Source organism: Parageobacillus caldoxylosilyticus (assembly GCF_019272935.1).
GTDB lineage: Bacteria > Bacillota > Bacilli > Bacillales > Anoxybacillaceae > Saccharococcus > Saccharococcus caldoxylosilyticus.
This window is the reverse complement of record NZ_CP040553.1, coordinates 2,136,931-2,154,758: the sequence shown is the minus strand read 5'-3', so window position 1 is coordinate 2,154,758 and position 17,828 is coordinate 2,136,931. Positions and strand designations below refer to the sequence as shown.

The 17,828-nt window shown below is 39.1% G+C and carries 10 protein-coding genes and 5 pseudogenes; all 15 read right to left on the bottom strand.

The genetic code is table 11. The features are described from left to right. Positions 1-18: 18 nt before the first annotated feature. Positions 19-1,458, bottom strand: a pseudogene (locus tag BV455_RS10880) (RHS repeat-associated core domain-containing protein); the annotation flags it as partial. Between the two features lie 343 nt (positions 1,459-1,801). Continuing rightward, the gene (locus tag BV455_RS10875) at positions 1,802-2,464 is read right to left on the bottom strand and encodes an Imm26 family immunity protein (RefSeq protein ID WP_218687196.1); all 663 of its coding nucleotides are present in this window, start codon (positions 2,462-2,464) and stop codon (positions 1,802-1,804) included. Positions 2,465-2,814: 350 nt separating this feature from the next. Continuing rightward, positions 2,815-3,035, bottom strand: a pseudogene (locus tag BV455_RS20945) (RHS repeat domain-containing protein); the annotation flags it as partial. A 143-nt stretch (positions 3,036-3,178) separates the two neighbouring features. Next, positions 3,179-3,832 carry a hypothetical protein gene (locus tag BV455_RS10865; RefSeq protein WP_014195316.1) on the bottom strand — a complete coding sequence of 218 codons (654 nt, stop codon included), beginning with the start codon at positions 3,830-3,832 and terminating at the stop codon, positions 3,179-3,181. A gap of 23 nt (positions 3,833-3,855) precedes the next feature. Beyond that, positions 3,856-5,430: pseudogene (locus tag BV455_RS10860) on the bottom strand (RHS repeat-associated core domain-containing protein); the annotation flags it as partial. A gap of 233 nt (positions 5,431-5,663) precedes the next feature. Next, the gene (locus BV455_RS10855) at positions 5,664-6,020 is read right to left on the bottom strand and encodes a helix-turn-helix domain-containing protein (RefSeq protein WP_190977575.1); all 357 of its coding nucleotides are present in this window, start codon (positions 6,018-6,020) and stop codon (positions 5,664-5,666) included. A 600-nt stretch (positions 6,021-6,620) separates the two neighbouring features. Then, positions 6,621-7,064 (bottom strand): DUF4304 domain-containing protein, encoded by a 444-nt coding sequence (locus BV455_RS10850; protein WP_218687194.1) that lies wholly within the window; start codon positions 7,062-7,064, stop codon positions 6,621-6,623. Between the two features lie 43 nt (positions 7,065-7,107). Continuing rightward, positions 7,108-7,299 (bottom strand): hypothetical protein, encoded by a 192-nt coding sequence (locus tag BV455_RS20355; RefSeq protein WP_075261907.1) that lies wholly within the window; start codon positions 7,297-7,299, stop codon positions 7,108-7,110. Between the two features lie 129 nt (positions 7,300-7,428). Then, positions 7,429-7,950: pseudogene (locus BV455_RS10840) on the bottom strand (RHS repeat-associated core domain-containing protein); the annotation flags it as partial. A 45-nt stretch (positions 7,951-7,995) separates the two neighbouring features. Further along, complete coding sequence (locus BV455_RS10835) at positions 7,996-8,727, bottom strand: immunity 26/phosphotriesterase HocA family protein (protein ID WP_052510077.1); 732 nt, start codon at positions 8,725-8,727, stop codon at positions 7,996-7,998. A gap of 113 nt (positions 8,728-8,840) precedes the next feature. Beyond that, entirely contained in the window at positions 8,841-9,257 is a 417-nt protein-coding gene (locus BV455_RS10830; RefSeq protein ID WP_042412506.1) for a DUF4304 domain-containing protein, read from the bottom strand. Positions 9,258-9,439: 182 nt separating this feature from the next. Then, positions 9,440-9,868, bottom strand: coding sequence for a WapI family immunity protein (locus tag BV455_RS10825; RefSeq protein ID WP_218687193.1), 429 nt, complete (start codon positions 9,866-9,868; stop codon positions 9,440-9,442). Between the two features lie 294 nt (positions 9,869-10,162). After that, a complete protein-coding gene (locus BV455_RS10820; protein WP_221198441.1) occupies positions 10,163-10,591 on the bottom strand; it encodes a YxiG family protein in 429 nt (142 codons plus the stop codon). A 237-nt stretch (positions 10,592-10,828) separates the two neighbouring features. Beyond that, positions 10,829-11,344: pseudogene (locus BV455_RS20940) on the bottom strand (RHS repeat-associated core domain-containing protein); the annotation flags it as partial. Further along, entirely contained in the window at positions 11,345-17,623 is a 6,279-nt protein-coding gene (locus tag BV455_RS20350) for a DNRLRE domain-containing protein (RefSeq protein WP_409993878.1), read from the bottom strand. Between the last annotated feature and the right edge of the window lie 205 nt (positions 17,624-17,828).

Here is a 17,828-nt window from a genome sequence, read left to right as displayed (position 1 = left end):
CACTTCCTTTTATTAAATTTATGGGCGATAGTGAAATGGAGGTGATAATTTGTTGTTAGGCTGGATTCTATTAATGTATTCCGTATGCCTTTTTTTCCATCTCAGTGCATTATACCTACCACGTATGTTAGTTTTTACTATTCGTGAAGCATACCGATCTGTCTTGTATCGCTTATGCCACTTTCTAACTTGCCTTTCAGCGCGATATGATTTTCCCTTTTTAGAAATCCTTCCATCACTAATACCAACTTTGACTACTTTATTAGTTTTTTTATCATAAATTTCATATCCATGATGTATCGCAGGATTTCTTTTACTATTCGAATGATATTTTTTTGAAATCTTTCTATATTTCTTGTAGACCTTATAAATCTTATAAACTCTATAAGCCCCCACTCCAGCTATAATAACAATATGAGCATAATGCCCATCCAAATCCACCAACATCACCGGATTGTTGTTCGCGTACGTATAGCCGTTTTGTGTGAGGATATCGTCCTCATCACCTGGGTCTGGATCCAAGGATAGGAACACACCTTGTTCTGGGCGGTAGTACCGGGCAATCAGGTAATAAAGACCCGTTTCTTGGTCATATTGGTATCCCGCATATCGGTATGGGTTTTCATCCGCCAAGGCACCGGATTGAGAGAGAATATTCCCCCATGCATCATATTGATAACGGGCAACGATGTTTCCTTGTTCATCCGTCAGGGCGATGACATCGCCATGCGCGTTATAGTGGTAGAAGTACGTGGCACCACCTTTTTTCATCGCCAACAGCTGGCCGTTTTCTCCGTATATATATGATCTTACCACATTTCCATCCGCATCGGTTTCATACAGAACGTTGAGGCTGTCGCCTTGGTAATGATAGTTCGTAACGACGCCATTCACATTCTTTTGGATGCGTCGGCCGTCTTCATCGTATTTGTACGTCACAAACGGCGTGCTTTCGCCTTTTCTCGTAACCGAAACGAGCTGGTCCGCTTCGTTCCATTCATATCGATACTGACCGTCTTCCAATCGGTTACCGTTCGCATCGTACGTGATTGTTTCGTCACCGAAACGAACCAACTGATTGGCGGCATTATAATCGGCATTTGTCGTGGTTGACTGCCCATCCTTTGTTTTCACCACTTTCGTCCGGTTGCCGTTTTCATCGTAACGGTACGTTTCCGATAAAATTTCTTTTCCGTCCGCCGTACCGACCGAAACGCTTTCCGCTAAGCCGCAGTCATCGTACGTAAAGGTCGAGCCGGCTCCGTTTCCTGTCGTGAAGGTGCGAACGTTTCCTCTTTCGTCATAGTCAAAGCGGTACGTATACATTCCATCTTTGATGACCGTATTTTGGTCCAATGCATTATATTGGTGATTGATCGTTTGGCTAAACGACCCATGTGAGAGTATCAATTGCTGTAATTTATCCGATGTCGTCAGATAAATTCTTTTCCACTTTTTCTAAATTATAAATTTCATTTTCAACAACAATGTGATTGTTTGTCACCCGCAGATTTCCTTCCATGAGCCAGATTTCGTCAAACCACACCATTGTTGAAAATATTGGATATGCAGATTTTATCGACCGGCTTAGAATGTTGTATCAAAACAGTGCATTGTTCCAATCTTGAATACCTATTGAATTCTGCAATATACGTTTGGGCCACCCAGTTCTCCTAAAATACAAAGGAGAAACCCATAATATGGCTTCTCCTTTGTATTTGAATATGATTTTTTCTTTTCCTAGAAATAATGTTCACACACTCTATCCCATTGCTTATTAAAAGTGACTAGTCAAAAATGCTCAAATATTATTTTGGAATTTTTCAATTAATAAATTCTCAATTTCTTCCTCACCGACGATTCCAAGAGGATTAGGAATCTTATCTGCTTCTTCTTTAGAAATAACTTCACATTCTGCAATTTCTTTTACACTGTCTCCGACACTTTTATAATACTTACCCATAAAATAGACTTTATATGGTATCTGGCTTAGGTTTTCATCACTAAATACTTTATCAGAATAATTAGTAATGAATCTCCACTTAAGTTTTTTTATACCGGTTATTCCTGTGTTTGCGATGAATAGAAATTGTTTTTGTTTTACTAACTGAAAAATTTCATCTATTGGAAGTGCCGTGGAAGAGAATTTGTTCAGATAACCAATTAAAATTTCTTCATCTTTATTTCCTTTTATTTCTCCAGATACAACAATACCATATGCATATTTACCAATATCTCGCAAATAAATTTCAAAAATATCCCCTTGACTGATTTCTTTAAAATATTTTAACCTGTTTTTTTTAAACTTTATTTTTACTTCTAATATTGTTATATCACGTATTTTTCTTTGGTCAAAATTTATAGCCTTCATTATTCTATCCTCAATTTCTTTTAACGCAACATCGTTAATTTCTTTAAAATTAGAAGTAAGCAATTCATGTAATTTAAGTATTTTTTCATTCATTGTAATACCCCCAGCTTACTTTAATGACCTATACGCATTTCTAGATACACTCATATAATATTTATACTTCTTATTCTTACGACTTATCGGCCTAATAATATTTCTTAGTTTCTTTTTCCCACCATATTTTAGATATAACTTGTGTTCTAATCCTCTAGCTTCTGCATAAGTCAGATTCGTTTTTACAACATTAAACGTTGCATCGCGATGTTTCCCCCATTTATGTGCGTTTCTCCGACTAACAATATTTTTTGTTCTTCCCACATATACAACCTTCCCGTTCTTAGTCAATACATAAACACTATGTGATATTTTCTTAGCAACTTTAATCCGTCCCCCACCTATAAGTCCTAACGCCGCAGCAGCTGCGACACCTTTCCATCCCTTTCCCGACTTTGTATGCCTTATACGCATCATAAGCTGCAAACCCTGCATTGATGGCCAGCCATACCCAATGCCCATCCGGATCCACCAACATCACCAGATTGTTGTTCGCATACGCATACCCATTCTGCGTGGGAATATCACCCGCATCCCCTGAGTCTGGATCCAAGGAAGGGAACACACCGTGCCCTAGACAATAAGAAAGCTGCTTAACGGAACCCCATAGGATAAAAAAACAGAAGGACGAATTTGCGTCCTTCTGAAGAAAAATTTTAAACTGTCAATCTGGTGAAAAATGATTCAACTTTGATAATATTTTAGAGCTATTCATTATGCCTCTCTTAATTTTACAGAGGTATAACGCTTTGAATTTTTCTCGTAAAGCGCTATTTCATCATCACTTATCCACATTAAATGACCTAAAAACCTATCGTAAATAAGTTCATCGGGTTCAGTTGACACTATTTTTTTTTCAAGTAATACTTTATCTTTTCTATCTTTAATCACCATCTTTATTGTAAAATCATACAGATCGTGATTACAATGTACCTCAGCTTTGTATTTTTTATTTGGACTTAATTTAGGCTTGTTCCAAATAAACTCATTAATATAGTTTAACTCCTTTACTCTCTCATAAGCTTCTTGAAAAGGATTAGGATCCCAATTTTTTTCTCTAATAACAAAATCGAGGCTATTTTTCAACAGTTCTAGGATCTCTATTTTTTTTTTGTTATCTGGATACTCTAGAAATTCTTGAATATTATATGGCACTAAGACTTGACAAAAACCATCAAAACATCCTAATAGTTTCATCTCGGAGTAATTACCACAATGGAAATTTAACTGCCTACAATCAGCGGTTTTATATTTTTTATCAAAGACCCGTTCATACAATTTGGTAATACATCTAGTTTGAAAAGAAAAACTTTTTTTAACGTCGGATATCCCTTCTTCTCCTAATAATAGAAATGTTTTCAGTAACATAGCTTACCCCTTTCTTTATGTTATCACGGTCTGACATGAAGATACATATTACCCCCAGCTTTTCTCACTGCATAAGCTCTTCCTCTCTCCCACTTTAGAGCTTTCTCTCTTCCATAAATATTTCTCTTAACAATCCGAGCATAGTATCTTTGATACCCCGCTTTTTTATTCCACTTATTGACCTGACGGTTAGCCCTAGGTGATGTACCGTTTTTGTTTAGCTTAGCACCACTAATACCTACTTTAACTATACGTTTTTTACCGTTAACTATTTCATAAATTTCATACCCATGATGAATCCTCTTTGAGAATCGACTATTACCATGCACAGCTTTAATAATTTTACTAGCAGCTTTGAACTTGCCACCAAAACCAACAAAATTGATAGCCGCCGCAGCTGCGGCACCTTTCCATCCTTTTCCTGACTTGTATGCCTTATACGCACTATAAGCCGCAACCCCTGCATTGATGGCCAGCCAGACCCAATGCCCATCTGGATCCACCAACATCACTGGATTGTTGTTCGCGTACGTATAGCCGTTTTGTGTGAGGATATCGTCCGCATCCCCTGGGTCTGGATCCAAAGAAAGGAACACGCCATGCGTTGGATGATAGTACCGGGCAATTAAGTAATAGAGACCCGTTTCGTTGTCATATTGGTACCCCGCATATCGGTATGGGTTTTCGTCCGCCAAGGCACCGGATTGGGAAAGAATATTCCCCCACGCATCGTATTGATAGCGGGCAACAATGTTTCCTTGCTCATCCGTCAGGGCAATGACATCTCCATGCGCGTTATAGTGATAAAAGTACGTCGCATTGCCTTTTTTCATAGCAAGGAGTTGCCCGTTTTCTCCGTATATATACGATCTTACCACATTTCCGCTCGCATCGGTTTCATACAGAACGTTTAGGCTATCCCCTTGGTAATGGTAGTTCGTAATGACGCCATTTACATTCTTTTGGATGCGCCGGCCGTCTTCATCATATTTGTACGTCACAAAAGGAGTGCTTTCTCCTTTTCTCGTAATGGAAACCAATTGGTCCGCTTCGTTCCATTCGTATTGATATTTTCCATCTTCGAGACGGTTGCCGTTGGCATCATATGTGATCGATTCGTTTCCAAAACGAATGAGCTGATTGGCAGCGTTATAATCGGCATTGGTCGTCGTCGACTGCCCATCCTTCGTTTTCACGATTTGCTTCCGGTTTCCGAATCCGTCATAGGCATACTCGATTTTCGTGCCATCTGGAAGCTGCTCTTCCAATAATTGGTCTAAGTCATCGTAACGGTAGACGGTCGTTTCCCCCGTTGGGGATTCCACTTTCGTCCGGTTGCCGTTTTCATCGTAACGGTACGTTTCCGTTAAAATTTCTTTTCCGTCCGCCGTACCGACCGAAAGACTTTCCACGAGACCGCGGTCATCATACGTAAAGGTTGAGCCGGCTCCATTTCCTGTCGTGAAGGTGCGAACGTTTCCTCTCTCGTCATAGTCAAAGCGGTACGTATACGTTCCATCTTGGACGGCCGTATTTTGATCCAAGGCATTGTATTGGTAATTGATCGTTTGGCTAAAGGATCCGTGAGAGAACATGAACTGTTGTCATTGATCCGAAATCGTCGAATCAACTCTTTTCCACTTCTTCTAAATTATAAATTTCATTTTTAACAACAATGCGATTGTTTGCCACCCGCAGATTTTCTTTCTTAAGCTCGGTTTTGGAAAGCCTCTCCTAAAAAGAAAAAAACCTTAAGAGAGGCATATACTCTCCTAAGGTTGGGAAGCTAAAATACATCTGTTACTTCGTTCTAACTCGAAATAAAACACTCTTAACATTCATCGACATCTTCTAACTTAAAATATTTTTTCACGCATAATGGAATGTCATTTAAATGATCACGTTTCTTTAATTCCATTAACAGATCCTCTTCAGTATGAATCTTGTTGAACATTCCAAATATCTCTCTTTCAATAAACTTTTTTAGTTCATTCTTTCTATCTTCGTCAGGTATAGAAAGATCAAAATCTAATAACTCCATGATTCTTGCATTTTCTTTCTTATCCGAAGAACTTAGTCTATGATAAATATGCATTACAGTTTCACGATGGATGTTCAAAAGCTCAGCGACTTGGATTCCTAAGTAGCCTTGCATAATAAGACGAATCACCGCAATTCGTTTCGCCATGTTCGCCTTTTTCATTCGGCGTTCCTATTCTTGAAGACGTTCGATGGTCCAACCTTGGTCGTTCGTAATTTGTAATCCTTTTTTTTTCATCATTCATACGCTCCTTTGATTAACCCGTTTAGGAGCAGTATAGACAAGAATAGATGTTGATTAAACATGTCGGAATTTCAAACTGAATTTATATAGATTGTACTAAAAGCTGTGTTTATTCGGCATGTTTTCTGCAACTAAAAATTTAAGTGAAATGCAATGAAAAAGTTTAGCACCCTATGTTCCATAAAAGTAAATATAATCCATATACCAATATAAATTATCTTACCCTATAAGGCTTGACATGGAGCCTCTACGTGCATGGATTCTTTTGCGAAGGCCGCAGCACAAAAGGAGTTCGCAGAGGCAACCAGCCTACCATGCACGCCACTCCATGTAAAGCCGTGTCTCTGAAATTATATTTTGTGAGAAAACTGACCTGTTTTGTTTCCAATTTAGTGCTTAATTTTTATCTTGCATTTTGCTAAAGTTTTATTTTGCATTAAACAATTCGGCACTACGCTCCCAAACCAAAATAGCCATAGAGGAGATCTCCCCTATGGCTAAATCTTATTCATCTATACCTAAATATTGTTTCGCATTAATTGTTGTTTGGTATAAGAGAACGGGTTTCTTCTTTAATAGTTCTTTAAGACCTTCGAGTTCTAATGATGGATTTATTATTTCTGAAATGTTCGCTTCTAATGATGAAACAATAACACTACTTTCATTTATTCTATCAAGGTCAAGACAGTCAACTTCCTTACCTTCAACTTTGAAATAGAACCTACATCTAATATCACCGTCAACATCTCGTGGAAGCTCTAGCCTTTTATTTATTTCCTTAATCACTATACCTACATTTACATAATAACAATTAGAGTAATTTGATTTCTGCAATCCAAGGCAACATATTACCTCAGGGCTTTCCTTATAATAATATTTGCCTTTTTTCGAGAAACCGTTTGCTAATAAACAGTCACTAACAATCTTTTTAAACTCTTTCCTTTCCATCGCTCTACCTCCTCAATAAACTTCTAATACTGTTCTCCAGCCTTTACCATAAATTTTTTTTATAAGCTTTTAATTGTTTTAGGCCTTTTTTTATTGCTCGTGGGTTATTTGGTTTAAGTTCATATATAATTTTCTTCTCGAAATCAATAAAATCAATTCTTTTTCCACTTGGTAAACGAAATTCCTTTTCTCTTACCCCTTTAAGTACCTTATTAGCTTTATATGATTTATGCATTTGTCGTCCTAATTTTAAATTTGACTTTGTATATCGTTTAGCAGCTTTCTTAACGGTTCGTTTTACTGCTTTTTTTATTAAGGATTTGGCTACTTTTTTAGCAACAATCCTTCCACCAACGGAGACCAAGATAATTATATAAGGATTCTCTCCATCTGGGTCGGTTAACATCACCGGATTGTTGTTCGCATACGCATACCCATTCTGCGTGAGGATATCGTCCACATCCCCTAGGTCTGGGTCTAAAGATAGGAACACGCCATGCGTTGGATGATAGTACCGGGCAATTAAGTAATAGAAACCCGTTTCGTTGTCATATTGGTATCCCGCATAGCGGTATGGATTTTCATCCGCCACAGCGCCCGATTTTGACAGAAGGTTGCCCCACGCATCGTATTGGTAACGGGCCACGATGTTTCCTTGTTCATCCGTCAGGGCGATGACATCCCCATGCGCGTTATAGTGGTAAAAATACGTCGCATTGCCTTTTTTCATGGCGAGGAGTTGCCCGTTTTCTCCGTATATATACGATCTTACCACATTTCCACTTGCGTCCGTTTCATACAGGACGTTTAAGCTGTCGCCTTAGTAATGGTAATTCGTAATGACGTCATTCACATTCTTTTGGATGCGCCCGCTGTCTTCACTGTACAATAAAAAGGTTATCCCTTAAATCACGGGATAACCTTAAAAAGGCTAAATACATTTTTGATTTTGTTTCTCGTAGTAAGAATTAATAAGCATTTCCACTATATTATTACTACCAATCAGACCAATTGGATTTTTTATTTTTTCCCCTTCCTCTTTAGAAATAGGCTCTAATTCTGCTATTGGTGTATTCGCATCCCCTCGACTCACAAAATATTCCTTGCCATTGTAAAACACAAAATCAGGTAACTCATATTTTGCAGGGTTGAATTTCCCTTTAGACAATTTCCCAATAATTTTCCATTCTTTATTAACGATTCCATATATTCCACTGTTAATAGTATATAGAACAGAAAGTTTTTCAAATTGATTACTAAAGTTTTTTATATCTAATATTTCATTAGTAAAGATATCGAAATATTGTATATAGATGTCATCCTTTAATCCTTTTCCTTTTACTACTAAACCATAAGCATATTTTTCAATTTCTTTAAGCGGGATTGCGAATACAATACCTGGTTCAATATTAGGCGTCTTTCTTTTCTTTTTCAATTTAAAATTTACATCGACGATTTCCATTTCCCCTAATTGTTCATTAATATTTGAATCAAGTTGTAAAGCCTTCAAAATTAATGCTTCTAATTCAGCTACCGTTGGCATTCTTTCTAAATCTTCTTGATAAATTTTTTTGATTTCTAAGAGCGTATCACTGAACAAATCGATTGCATCATCACTTAAAACAACTGTTTCCTTGTTCTTTATGCTTTCCCAAAATGACATTGTATCACCAACCATACCATCTTATTACTACTTTTTCTTGAGTCAATAGCTTATCTAAATTGTTATAAAAAAGACGACACTGCTATAAAGCAAGCAGGTCGCCTAGATTGGTTCTATCGTACTGTTTGCTTTTGCTTTATTTTTTCAAACCAATTTTCTGCAATATCCAAATATGGTAAAACATTCTTAGCTATTCGAATAAATTCTGCTTCCTCTAAATTTTCGTTTTCGTTATCGAATTTAAACCAATCCTTATCTCCATTTTTATTATTCATTATTCTAAAACGATTGTTTAAGTGAAAAGCGTTCATCTTTTGAAATGGTCGAACGATACCATCAACTACCACGTTTTCTTCCTCATTAACCCTTGCTACTCCAGCTTCTATTATAAATCCTCCTCCCCATTTATCAAATTGAAACGATAGCAAATAACCTAACTGACCTTCTTGCTTCCTAAAATGAGGAAAAGCCCCTTTAAATCCCCTGTTTCTTAATTCTGGGACTACTATTTTCTTTAAAGCACCGACCATTTTATCCTTATTAGATAATATAAAGATCCCCCCCTTTACTTGTTAAATTTGAAATAATTTAATACAGTACGTGCCATTAAAGCAAAATAGGTTTCAAGCTGGGTGTCTGAATTCTGTTTTGTCTACAACAGTCTGATACTCAAACCATCTTAACTGATTTTGAGTCTATATGACATAAGTAACTATGAGCAGTATTTAAAAATATCTAGATGGTGCCGCAGTTGGTCAAGCATATACGGTAATGTAGAAATGTATATATGCAGACTGCTACTAAAAAAATCCTCGCTGTGTAAATCCTTAAACTGAACCTGAACAATTCCTCCTCCACTATTGTAGATTTGCACTACAACATTTAGTTCCTTAGATTCTGAATGAAAAACTGCTTTACCTTCTTGTTCTCTGTATATTTTCTTTAAACTTTCATAGAAATGAAAGATATCATGATTGTCAAAATGAAAGTGAACCGTTTCAGCTATAAAGCCACTACCTTTTAGCTTTACTTTTCCTGTAAAGTAGCATCCACCAAAAAACGGATCCCCTTCATTTTCAAAGTCCGTGATAATTAGCTCTAGGCTTCGATCTGCGTCTTCCTCACATACAAATACTTTCATGCTTTGCATCCTTTCTACCAGTTATATTGGTTACTTATATGGCTCATAGTGGAAATGACGTACCCGTTTGGTTCTCTTATTATATACAACTGTTAACTGATATTCTTTATACTTGTAATTTCCGGAACTCACATATTTCCTTGCTCATCCGTTAGGGCGATGACATCTCCATGTGTATTATAGTGGTAAAAGTACCTATATCTTAATTTTCAGGAAATTCTTTTATGCATTTTCAAAGGGCTGCCTATATAGATGTGACAGCCCATTTTGCAATATTAATCAATCAAAAATTTTTTAACTTTGCACTTTAACTGGATAATCTACTAGAAACTCCTCTCCATTGATCACTATACTTTTAGCTTCAATAAATAATAGTGCCTCCCAAAACTCAAGTACAAAGTTAGCTGAAGAAAAGTATTCACCAACCCAAATTTCTTTTGACGAACTGATATGAATTTTACCTATACCATTCTTATAATAATCAATTGAAGTTAGCTCAATGTAATCTCCATCTTCTGGATCAACTGGGTTCAAGCGGGAATCTCCAGAGTTTTCTACGAAATAAAAAGAGGAAACACCTTTGAACACAATCTTATAATATTTCTCATTATCAACTACTTTCACATTTAGACTAATCGTATGAGATAAAATATCAATATGAAAACTTTTGACTACGGTAGCCCACATTTCATTTAATAAAGCAACTAATTTTTTTTGATTCATACTAATCACTCACCTAATCTCTCCTCTGTATTTATTAATCATTCTCACAATTTGTTTATAGGATCTTCTCGATACATTAATATGTGTGAGCTCCCGACGATTAGACCATTCACCATCTAACGTCAAAGAGCCGCGTCCATCTTTACTTATTCTAAAGTACGGTTTATTACGTATTCCGCCTTTATTCATAACTCTTACAACTAGGGGTTTTTTACCGTCTGGAATAGTTACCTTCCATCCATCGCCTTTAGTTCTTCCTAAAGTTCCCCCAAATTTTTTTGACACTTTTTTCGCCAGCCTATAAGTTCTTGAAAACTTACCTAATTTATAGGCACCATAAGCGATTTTCACACCTTTGAATGCAACACCGCCAACAATCCCTACACCTACAGCAATTGCCGCAGCCTTCCATCCACCTTTTTTAAATGCCTTATATCCATCATAAACCGCAAACCCCGCATTGATGGCCAGCCAGACCCAATGCCCATCTGGATCCACCAACATCACTGGATTGTTGTTCGCGTACGTATAGCCGTTTTGTGTGAGGATATCGTCCGCATCCCCTGGGTCTGGATCCAAAGAAAGGAACACGCCATGCGTTGGATGATAGTACCGGGCAATTAGGTAATAGAGACCCGTTTCTTGGTCATATTGGTATCCCGCATATCGGTATGGGTTTTCGGCTGCCATCTGGCCGGATTGGGAAAGAATGTTCCCCCACGCATCGTATTGATAGCGCGCGACGATGTTTCCTTACGCATCCGTCAGGGCGATGACATCTCCATGGGCGTTATAGTGATAAAAGTACGTTGCATTGCCTTTTTTCATGGCAAGAAGCTGACCGTTTTCTCCGTATATATACGATCTTACCACATTTCCGCTCGCATCGGTTTCGTACAGAACATTTAGGCCGTCGCCTTGGTAATGGTAGTTCGTAATAACCCCATTCACATTCTTTTGGATGCGTCGGCCGTCTTCATCATATTTGTATGTGACAAACGGCGTGCTTTCTCCTTTTCTCGTAATAGAAACCAATTGGTCCGCTTCATTCCATTCGTATTGATACTTTCCATCTTCGAGACGGTTGCCGTTGGCATCATAAGAGATTGTCTCTGTTCCAAAACGAACCAACTGATTGGCGGCATTATAATCGGCATTTGTCGTCGTCGACTGCCCATCTTTCGTTTTCACGATTTGCTTCCGGTTTCCGAATCCGTCATAGGCATACTCGATTTTCGTGCCATCTGGAAGCTGCTCTTCCAATAATTGGTCTAAGTCATCGTAACGGTAGACGGTCGTTTCCCCCGTTGGGGATGACACTTTCGTCCGGTTGCCGTTTTCATCGTAACGGTATGTTTCCGATAAAATTTCTTTTCCGTCCGCCGTACCGACCGAAACGCTTTCCACTAAGCCACGGTCATCATACGTAAAGGTCGAACCAGCTCCATTTCCTGTCGTGAAGGTGCGAACGTTTCCTCTCTCGTCATAGTCAAAGCGGTACGTATACGTTCCATCTTGGACGGCCGTATTTTGATCCAAGGCATTGTATTGGTATGTGACTGTTTGGCTAAACGATCCATGGGAGAACATAAACTGTTGTAATTTATCCGATGTCGTCGGATAGGTCCACTTTTGTAATCCTCCGCGGTCGGATTGTTCAATGACACGATTCGCGGAATCAAATTTTCTTGTCTTGGTCGTACCGTCTTTTAAATATTGTACAGAAAGTTCGTTTCCGTTTTTGTCGTAACTAAATTCGTAATACGGAACGTTGTTGTAAGAAATCGTTTTGACCCTTTCCGTTCCGTCATACGTCCATTGAATCGTGTTTCCTTTCGGCAAGACGGTTTTAATTTTATTGCCGTTCGCGTCATATTCATTTGTTGTCACATCATTGAGCGGACCAACCGTTTTAATGAGTTTTCCAGTCTTATCATAAGAATAACTAAATCCTTGTGACTGACCGCCACTAGTTTGAATGACTTTGGAAGTCATGTTGCCGTTCAAGTCATAATCATAGTTGACGGACGTTCCATTCGCCAATAGGAGCTGTTTTAAACGATTTGATGCGTCATACTTGTACTCTTTCTTATTTCCTTTCTTATCGTATTCGCTTAACAGATTTCCTACGGCATCATAATTCTTTTTCGCCACATAGCCTTCTTCATCCACTTCTTCCGTGACATAATTTCCGCTTGCATCATACTTGTTTTTCGTCACCACGTTTCCTTCCATTAAACGGATCGCGTCAAACCATACCGTTCCCGTGTAATTGCCACGGAAGACAGCGGATATGTCGATTTTATCAATTGGCTTGGAAGGTTGAATCGAAACGGCGGCACGGTTCCAATCTTGATTGCCAGTAGGGAAATCGGCGGTATACGTTTGGGTCGTTCCATCCACAAAGTATACTTTAGCCGTAATGGAATAATCGCTTGCGCTCACTGTGCCATTGGCTTTTACATTTTCAGCTTTCGAAACCCCAGTAAGCGTAAGGTTAATTGGTGCATCACCAGATGTTTGGCCAACGATGATGGTCTGCTTATATTCACTAGCCGACTGCGTGGTACTTGTTCTCGATACTTTGAGAGAGTAAGCCCCATCAAACGATTCTGCATTATCTACGCTTCCGCCTGTTCCGCTCCAATTCGCAACGTTTCCTTCAAAACTGCTATTTAACACCGGGTTATAGCTAGAAGAAACCTGCGCTTCTTCCAATTGAACATTATCAAACCAAGCTTCTCCCGAAGCATCTGGAGACTTATGATCTACCTCCAAATAGACGCGAATTTTGGCTGTATTATCAGGAGTGGTAAACGTTAATTGTCGTTCTGTCCAAGGTCTTGTGCCTGTGAGTTGGCTATAACGATTATCCGCCCAAGAAATCGTTTGATTTTGACTATTCATGAATTGAACATTGAAAAAGGCATTGGCTTTAGTTAAATTCGTTTTGATCTTCCCACTTAACGTGTACGTGGTATTTGATTTCACCGCGATTTCTTGGGTAGCCGCCACATAGCCAAGTTCCGTGCTAGGCGAAGTAGAGTCAGCGACAATTTTTAATGTTTTTCTCCCTGTCAATCCATTATAGACATTCGTGTCTTCCTGTAATTGCCCAGTATCATAATGACTGAGCAGATTCCAAGCTGTGATTCCTTGTTCAAAGCCGCTATTGGATAATAAATTCGTGGCACTGCCTAATGTATCGCTTTCTTCAATGATATTCCCATAGGCATCGTACTTCGATACAGAAGACGTTTTTCCCGATTGATCGGTTTCAGATACAGGATTTAAGCCATCGTAGGCAATCGTGGTTGTATCGCCTTCCGTATCTGTCATGGAGATGACATCATTATTTTTGTTATACTCGTATGTTTCCGTACCATAACTATCTTTCGCCGTTAACACATTCCCATTGGCATCATACGTATATGATTCAGTAGGATTCGCTGCATTTTGATCATTCGGATCTCTGGATTCTACTAAATTATTTCCCTCATAAACGTAGCTTGTCTTAATGTTTAAGCCATCTACGTCCTCAATGATTTGAATAGGATTCGCCGCTTCATTAAAGGTATACTGAATTTTACGGCCATTCGGTTGCGTTACGACGAGTTGTCGTTTTGTTTGGTCATAGTTCATCGTATAGATGCGGTTTTCAGGATCAATCGCTTGGCTTAGCCTGTCGCCATTATAAATGAACTGATTAACGACCGGTTTTTCTTCCGTATGTGTCGGTTCAAATACTTTCTCTAACCGACCAAGTTCATTATATTCGTATCTCGTTACTTCCCCGCCCGTCTGAGTCACTTTGGTTAATAAATCATTGTCATATTCATACTGGATCATCCGATTCATTGGGTCGGTAATTTTCTGGATTCTTCCGCTTGCGTTATACTCAATACTCAGTTTTCTGCCTGATGCATCGGTAATGGACACTAGCTTTCCGTTAGAATAACTATAGGTAGTGGCATTCCCATGTCCATCCACGATTTTCGTTAACTTGCCATCACTTTTTTGAAAGTGGATTTTCGTTTGATCTTTTGTCGTCAGTATATATTCATCGGCTGTTTCGCTTAACTCCAGGTAAACACCTGTCGGGGCTTTATAAGTTCCATCGGATAATTTCGTGAATATATGGAGCGTGCCATCTTCATCCGTAAATCTCGCTTCATTTCCTTGAGCAACGATGTTCATTTCCGCATCGCTATGCCATCCTTTTCCAAACAATCCAACTGATGTGGATAAACTATTGTAGGTTCTCGTAATTTCAAGCCCCGGTCCTCTTCCGGAAATGGACACATCGTCTTCGTCTATAATGAGATTACCGGTGGCGGCATTCACGCTGCCATACGGAACATCAATGATGGACCAGTACTCCTCTTTTCCTAAATATTCATTCGCCCCCGGAATTTTCACTGTCAATGCATTGCTGGAAAATACCGTTTCTCCATCCGCGTTGTATGCGCTGAGTCGGAAGTAGTAATTGGTGCTTGTGGCGTATTTTGTCCCCATTTTCGCATACATTGGGGAAGGATCTTTCGGGAGTTCCAATCCTTGTCCATCATGATGCAACGTTAAGGTACTAGAGTTCCCTTGTTGGATTTCCTCCGGAGTTGGCCAAATTCCTTTGTTTTGTGTGGTCCAATGGTCCACGTCTCCTACATCAAATGCTTCATAGTAAAGTCCATTGAAAATCCATACTTTGTATCCTGTTGCACCAGGGATTTTCCCCCAGTCTAACATGACATAACCCGAGTTGCTTCCTAATTGGTTGCTGTAAGCAAACCCCGAAGGCGCTGGCGGCACTGGCAAATCCGGAATACTAGGCATATACGCATCCGAAAAGACGGTTTCCCCTTGAGAGTTATAGGCACTTACTCGAATCCAGTAGTTGGTAGCCGTTGCGTATTTTGTTCCTGCATTGGCATAGACCGGAGACGGGTCAACGGCTAATTCTGCGCCAAGACCATCGTTTAAATGCAACTTATATCTACCTGCACTAATTTCCGTGGATGTTGGCCAATACTTTTTGTTTTTCGTTGTCCAAGAAGTGACGTTCCCGACATCTAGCGATTCATAGTAGGAGCCATTAAAAATCCAGATTTTATATCCCGTCGCTCCACTCACAGGATTCCATTTGAAATCGATATATCCTGTTCCATTTCCGTTTGTATAACTTACCCCCGTCGGAGCAGATGGTTTTGCCAAATTCGGAATGGTTGGCATGTAGGCACCGGACATGGCGCTTTCGCCTTGGGGGAAAATGGCGCTGACTCGAAACCAGTAGTTCTTGCTATTCGGATAACTTCCGCCTGAATTTCGATAGACCGGGGAAGGATCGACAGCAAGTTCCGTCCCTAACTGATCTTGGTGCAGGTCATATCTTCCGGCACTAATTTCAGAAGGGGTCGGCCAGATTTTTTTCCCTTTTGTACTCCAGGAAGTGACATTTCCTACATCAAACGCTTCATACGATTTCCCGTTATAAATCCAAACTTTATAACCCGTAGCGCCGGGAACCGGATCCCATGATAAATTTATATATCCTGTACCATCCCCATTACTAAAGGCCGTTCCTGTCGGCGTATTTGGAACTGGTATCGTATACGTAACAGACAAATATGGTTTATAATTACTATTAGTAGTGGAAACAACTTTTTTCCAATACGTTTGTCCATTGCCATTCGTATGAAGTTTAAATCCGTAATTCGGTTTTGTGCCGGATGCCCATTCTTTTACCGTATTCGTTACATCAAATTGCGCCCATTGGTCTCTTGCGACATCGACCTTGCCAATGTTGGTGGAGGAAGGTTTATTATTCCATGTTAACGTACTCGCTGACCATGGGCCGTTGACAGCATCTAGCCATAACCCTGTTGGTGTCGTTGCATAGTACGAATGGGTGACATAGACATGGAATGTCGCACTCGTCACATTCATATTCCGGATGGCGGATAGATCCGGGTTTAAAAAACCGTAACATGTGCCGGTCGTTCCGTCGTAATAGCCCACTTTTAACACGTATTGCCCTTGCCCAGCATCCCATTTACTTGATGAAGAACTATAGTTCGTTGTCGGATAGGCACTCATGACAAATGCGTCGTTAGACACATTAATAGAAGTACTCGGATCAATATAAACAGGGTATACACGTTTAGGATCCTTCAGCCACTCCGGGTCGGCTTTGACCGTTAAAATATATCCCTGGTCACCATGTTGTAATTCATACGTTACATTCTCTGAGCGTTGCACTTCACCAGAGTGTTCATCGACATTCGAATCCACCATAAACGGCTTCGGCAGTTCAAAAACCTTTTCATTTTCTTTATTTGTAAATAAAATGGAGCCATCGTCTTGAATCTCTGCATGTAAATCCGTTTTCAGACGGAATTTGAAAATATGATAGCCAGTAAAAGAATGAAGAACTAAATCTTCTTTCGTCGACTCGTTAAATGTAATATTTTGTAGGTCTATGCTCGGAAAAATGTTTTTATGAAGAATTTTGTTGTCTTTTTTCTTATAGGTAGCGGCAACATCCTTCGCCTTTATCGGTTGTACGTCATTACCTGATGCCTCCAAAATAGAGTAGGAAATCGAATATCCATTGTAATGGAAAGTGGCGTATTCTCCATCGACCATCTTTTTATAAAAGTTTGTCTCCAAAATGGTATTCTCTGTTTCAACGTAATTCGTATTATTGGTACTATCCGTTAAACTAGAAGATACTTCCTCAAATATTTTTTGTCCCTTTTTCTTCACATGAATAGGCTCAAAGTAGATCTTCTTGGTAAACGTGCCATCGCCGTTGTAGTAAACCTTTGTATTCTCGGTCCTTTCTTCTATGATTTCCCCTTTCTGCAGATTCATAGATGGTGCTTCCGGCACTTCTAATGAGCGTTGATTCTTTTCCTCATGGTTCGTCTCCTGAGAAGGAAACGTTTCCGCAAGTCCTTCGAGAGGAACACTAGAGAAAACTAGTAAACAAACCAAAATCCAGACAAACCACTTTTTCCAACAAGCTTGTTTCATATAATCACCCTTTTTTCTTGATTAAAAAAATTTTATGGGATGGGGGGAGTGTAAACAACATATTTTGACAAACAAATTTCGACAAAGAACCAACCAAATTTTACCTTATTTACAAATTATATAACTGCCCAACCTCACATCAACAACAGAAGATAAAGCAGATTTCGCTATGGATGCAGACTTTTTCACTATCACAGCCACTGTT

Bases quoted from the DNA above. Each gene is read 5' to 3' on its own strand.
- BV455_RS10875 (WP_218687196.1), bottom strand. From the start codon at position 2,464: ATGAATGAAAAAATACTTAAATTACATGAATTGCTTACTTCTAATTTT.
- BV455_RS10865 (WP_014195316.1), bottom strand. From the start codon at position 3,832: ATGTTACTGAAAACATTTCTATTATTAGGAGAAGAAGGGATATCCGAC.
- BV455_RS10855 (WP_190977575.1), bottom strand. From the start codon at position 6,020: ATGGCGAAACGAATTGCGGTGATTCGTCTTATTATGCAAGGCTACTTA.
- BV455_RS10850 (WP_218687194.1), bottom strand. From the start codon at position 7,064: ATGGAAAGGAAAGAGTTTAAAAAGATTGTTAGTGACTGTTTATTAGCA.
- BV455_RS20355 (WP_075261907.1), bottom strand. From the start codon at position 7,299: ATGCATAAATCATATAAAGCTAATAAGGTACTTAAAGGGGTAAGAGAA.
- BV455_RS10835 (WP_052510077.1), bottom strand. From the start codon at position 8,727: ATGTCATTTTGGGAAAGCATAAAGAACAAGGAAACAGTTGTTTTAAGT.
- BV455_RS10830 (WP_042412506.1), bottom strand. From the start codon at position 9,257: ATGGTCGGTGCTTTAAAGAAAATAGTAGTCCCAGAATTAAGAAACAGG.
- BV455_RS10825 (WP_218687193.1), bottom strand. From the start codon at position 9,868: ATGAAAGTATTTGTATGTGAGGAAGACGCAGATCGAAGCCTAGAGCTA.
- BV455_RS10820 (WP_221198441.1), bottom strand. From the start codon at position 10,591: ATGAATCAAAAAAAATTAGTTGCTTTATTAAATGAAATGTGGGCTACC.
- BV455_RS20350 (WP_409993878.1), bottom strand. From the start codon at position 17,623: ATGAAACAAGCTTGTTGGAAAAAGTGGTTTGTCTGGATTTTGGTTTGT.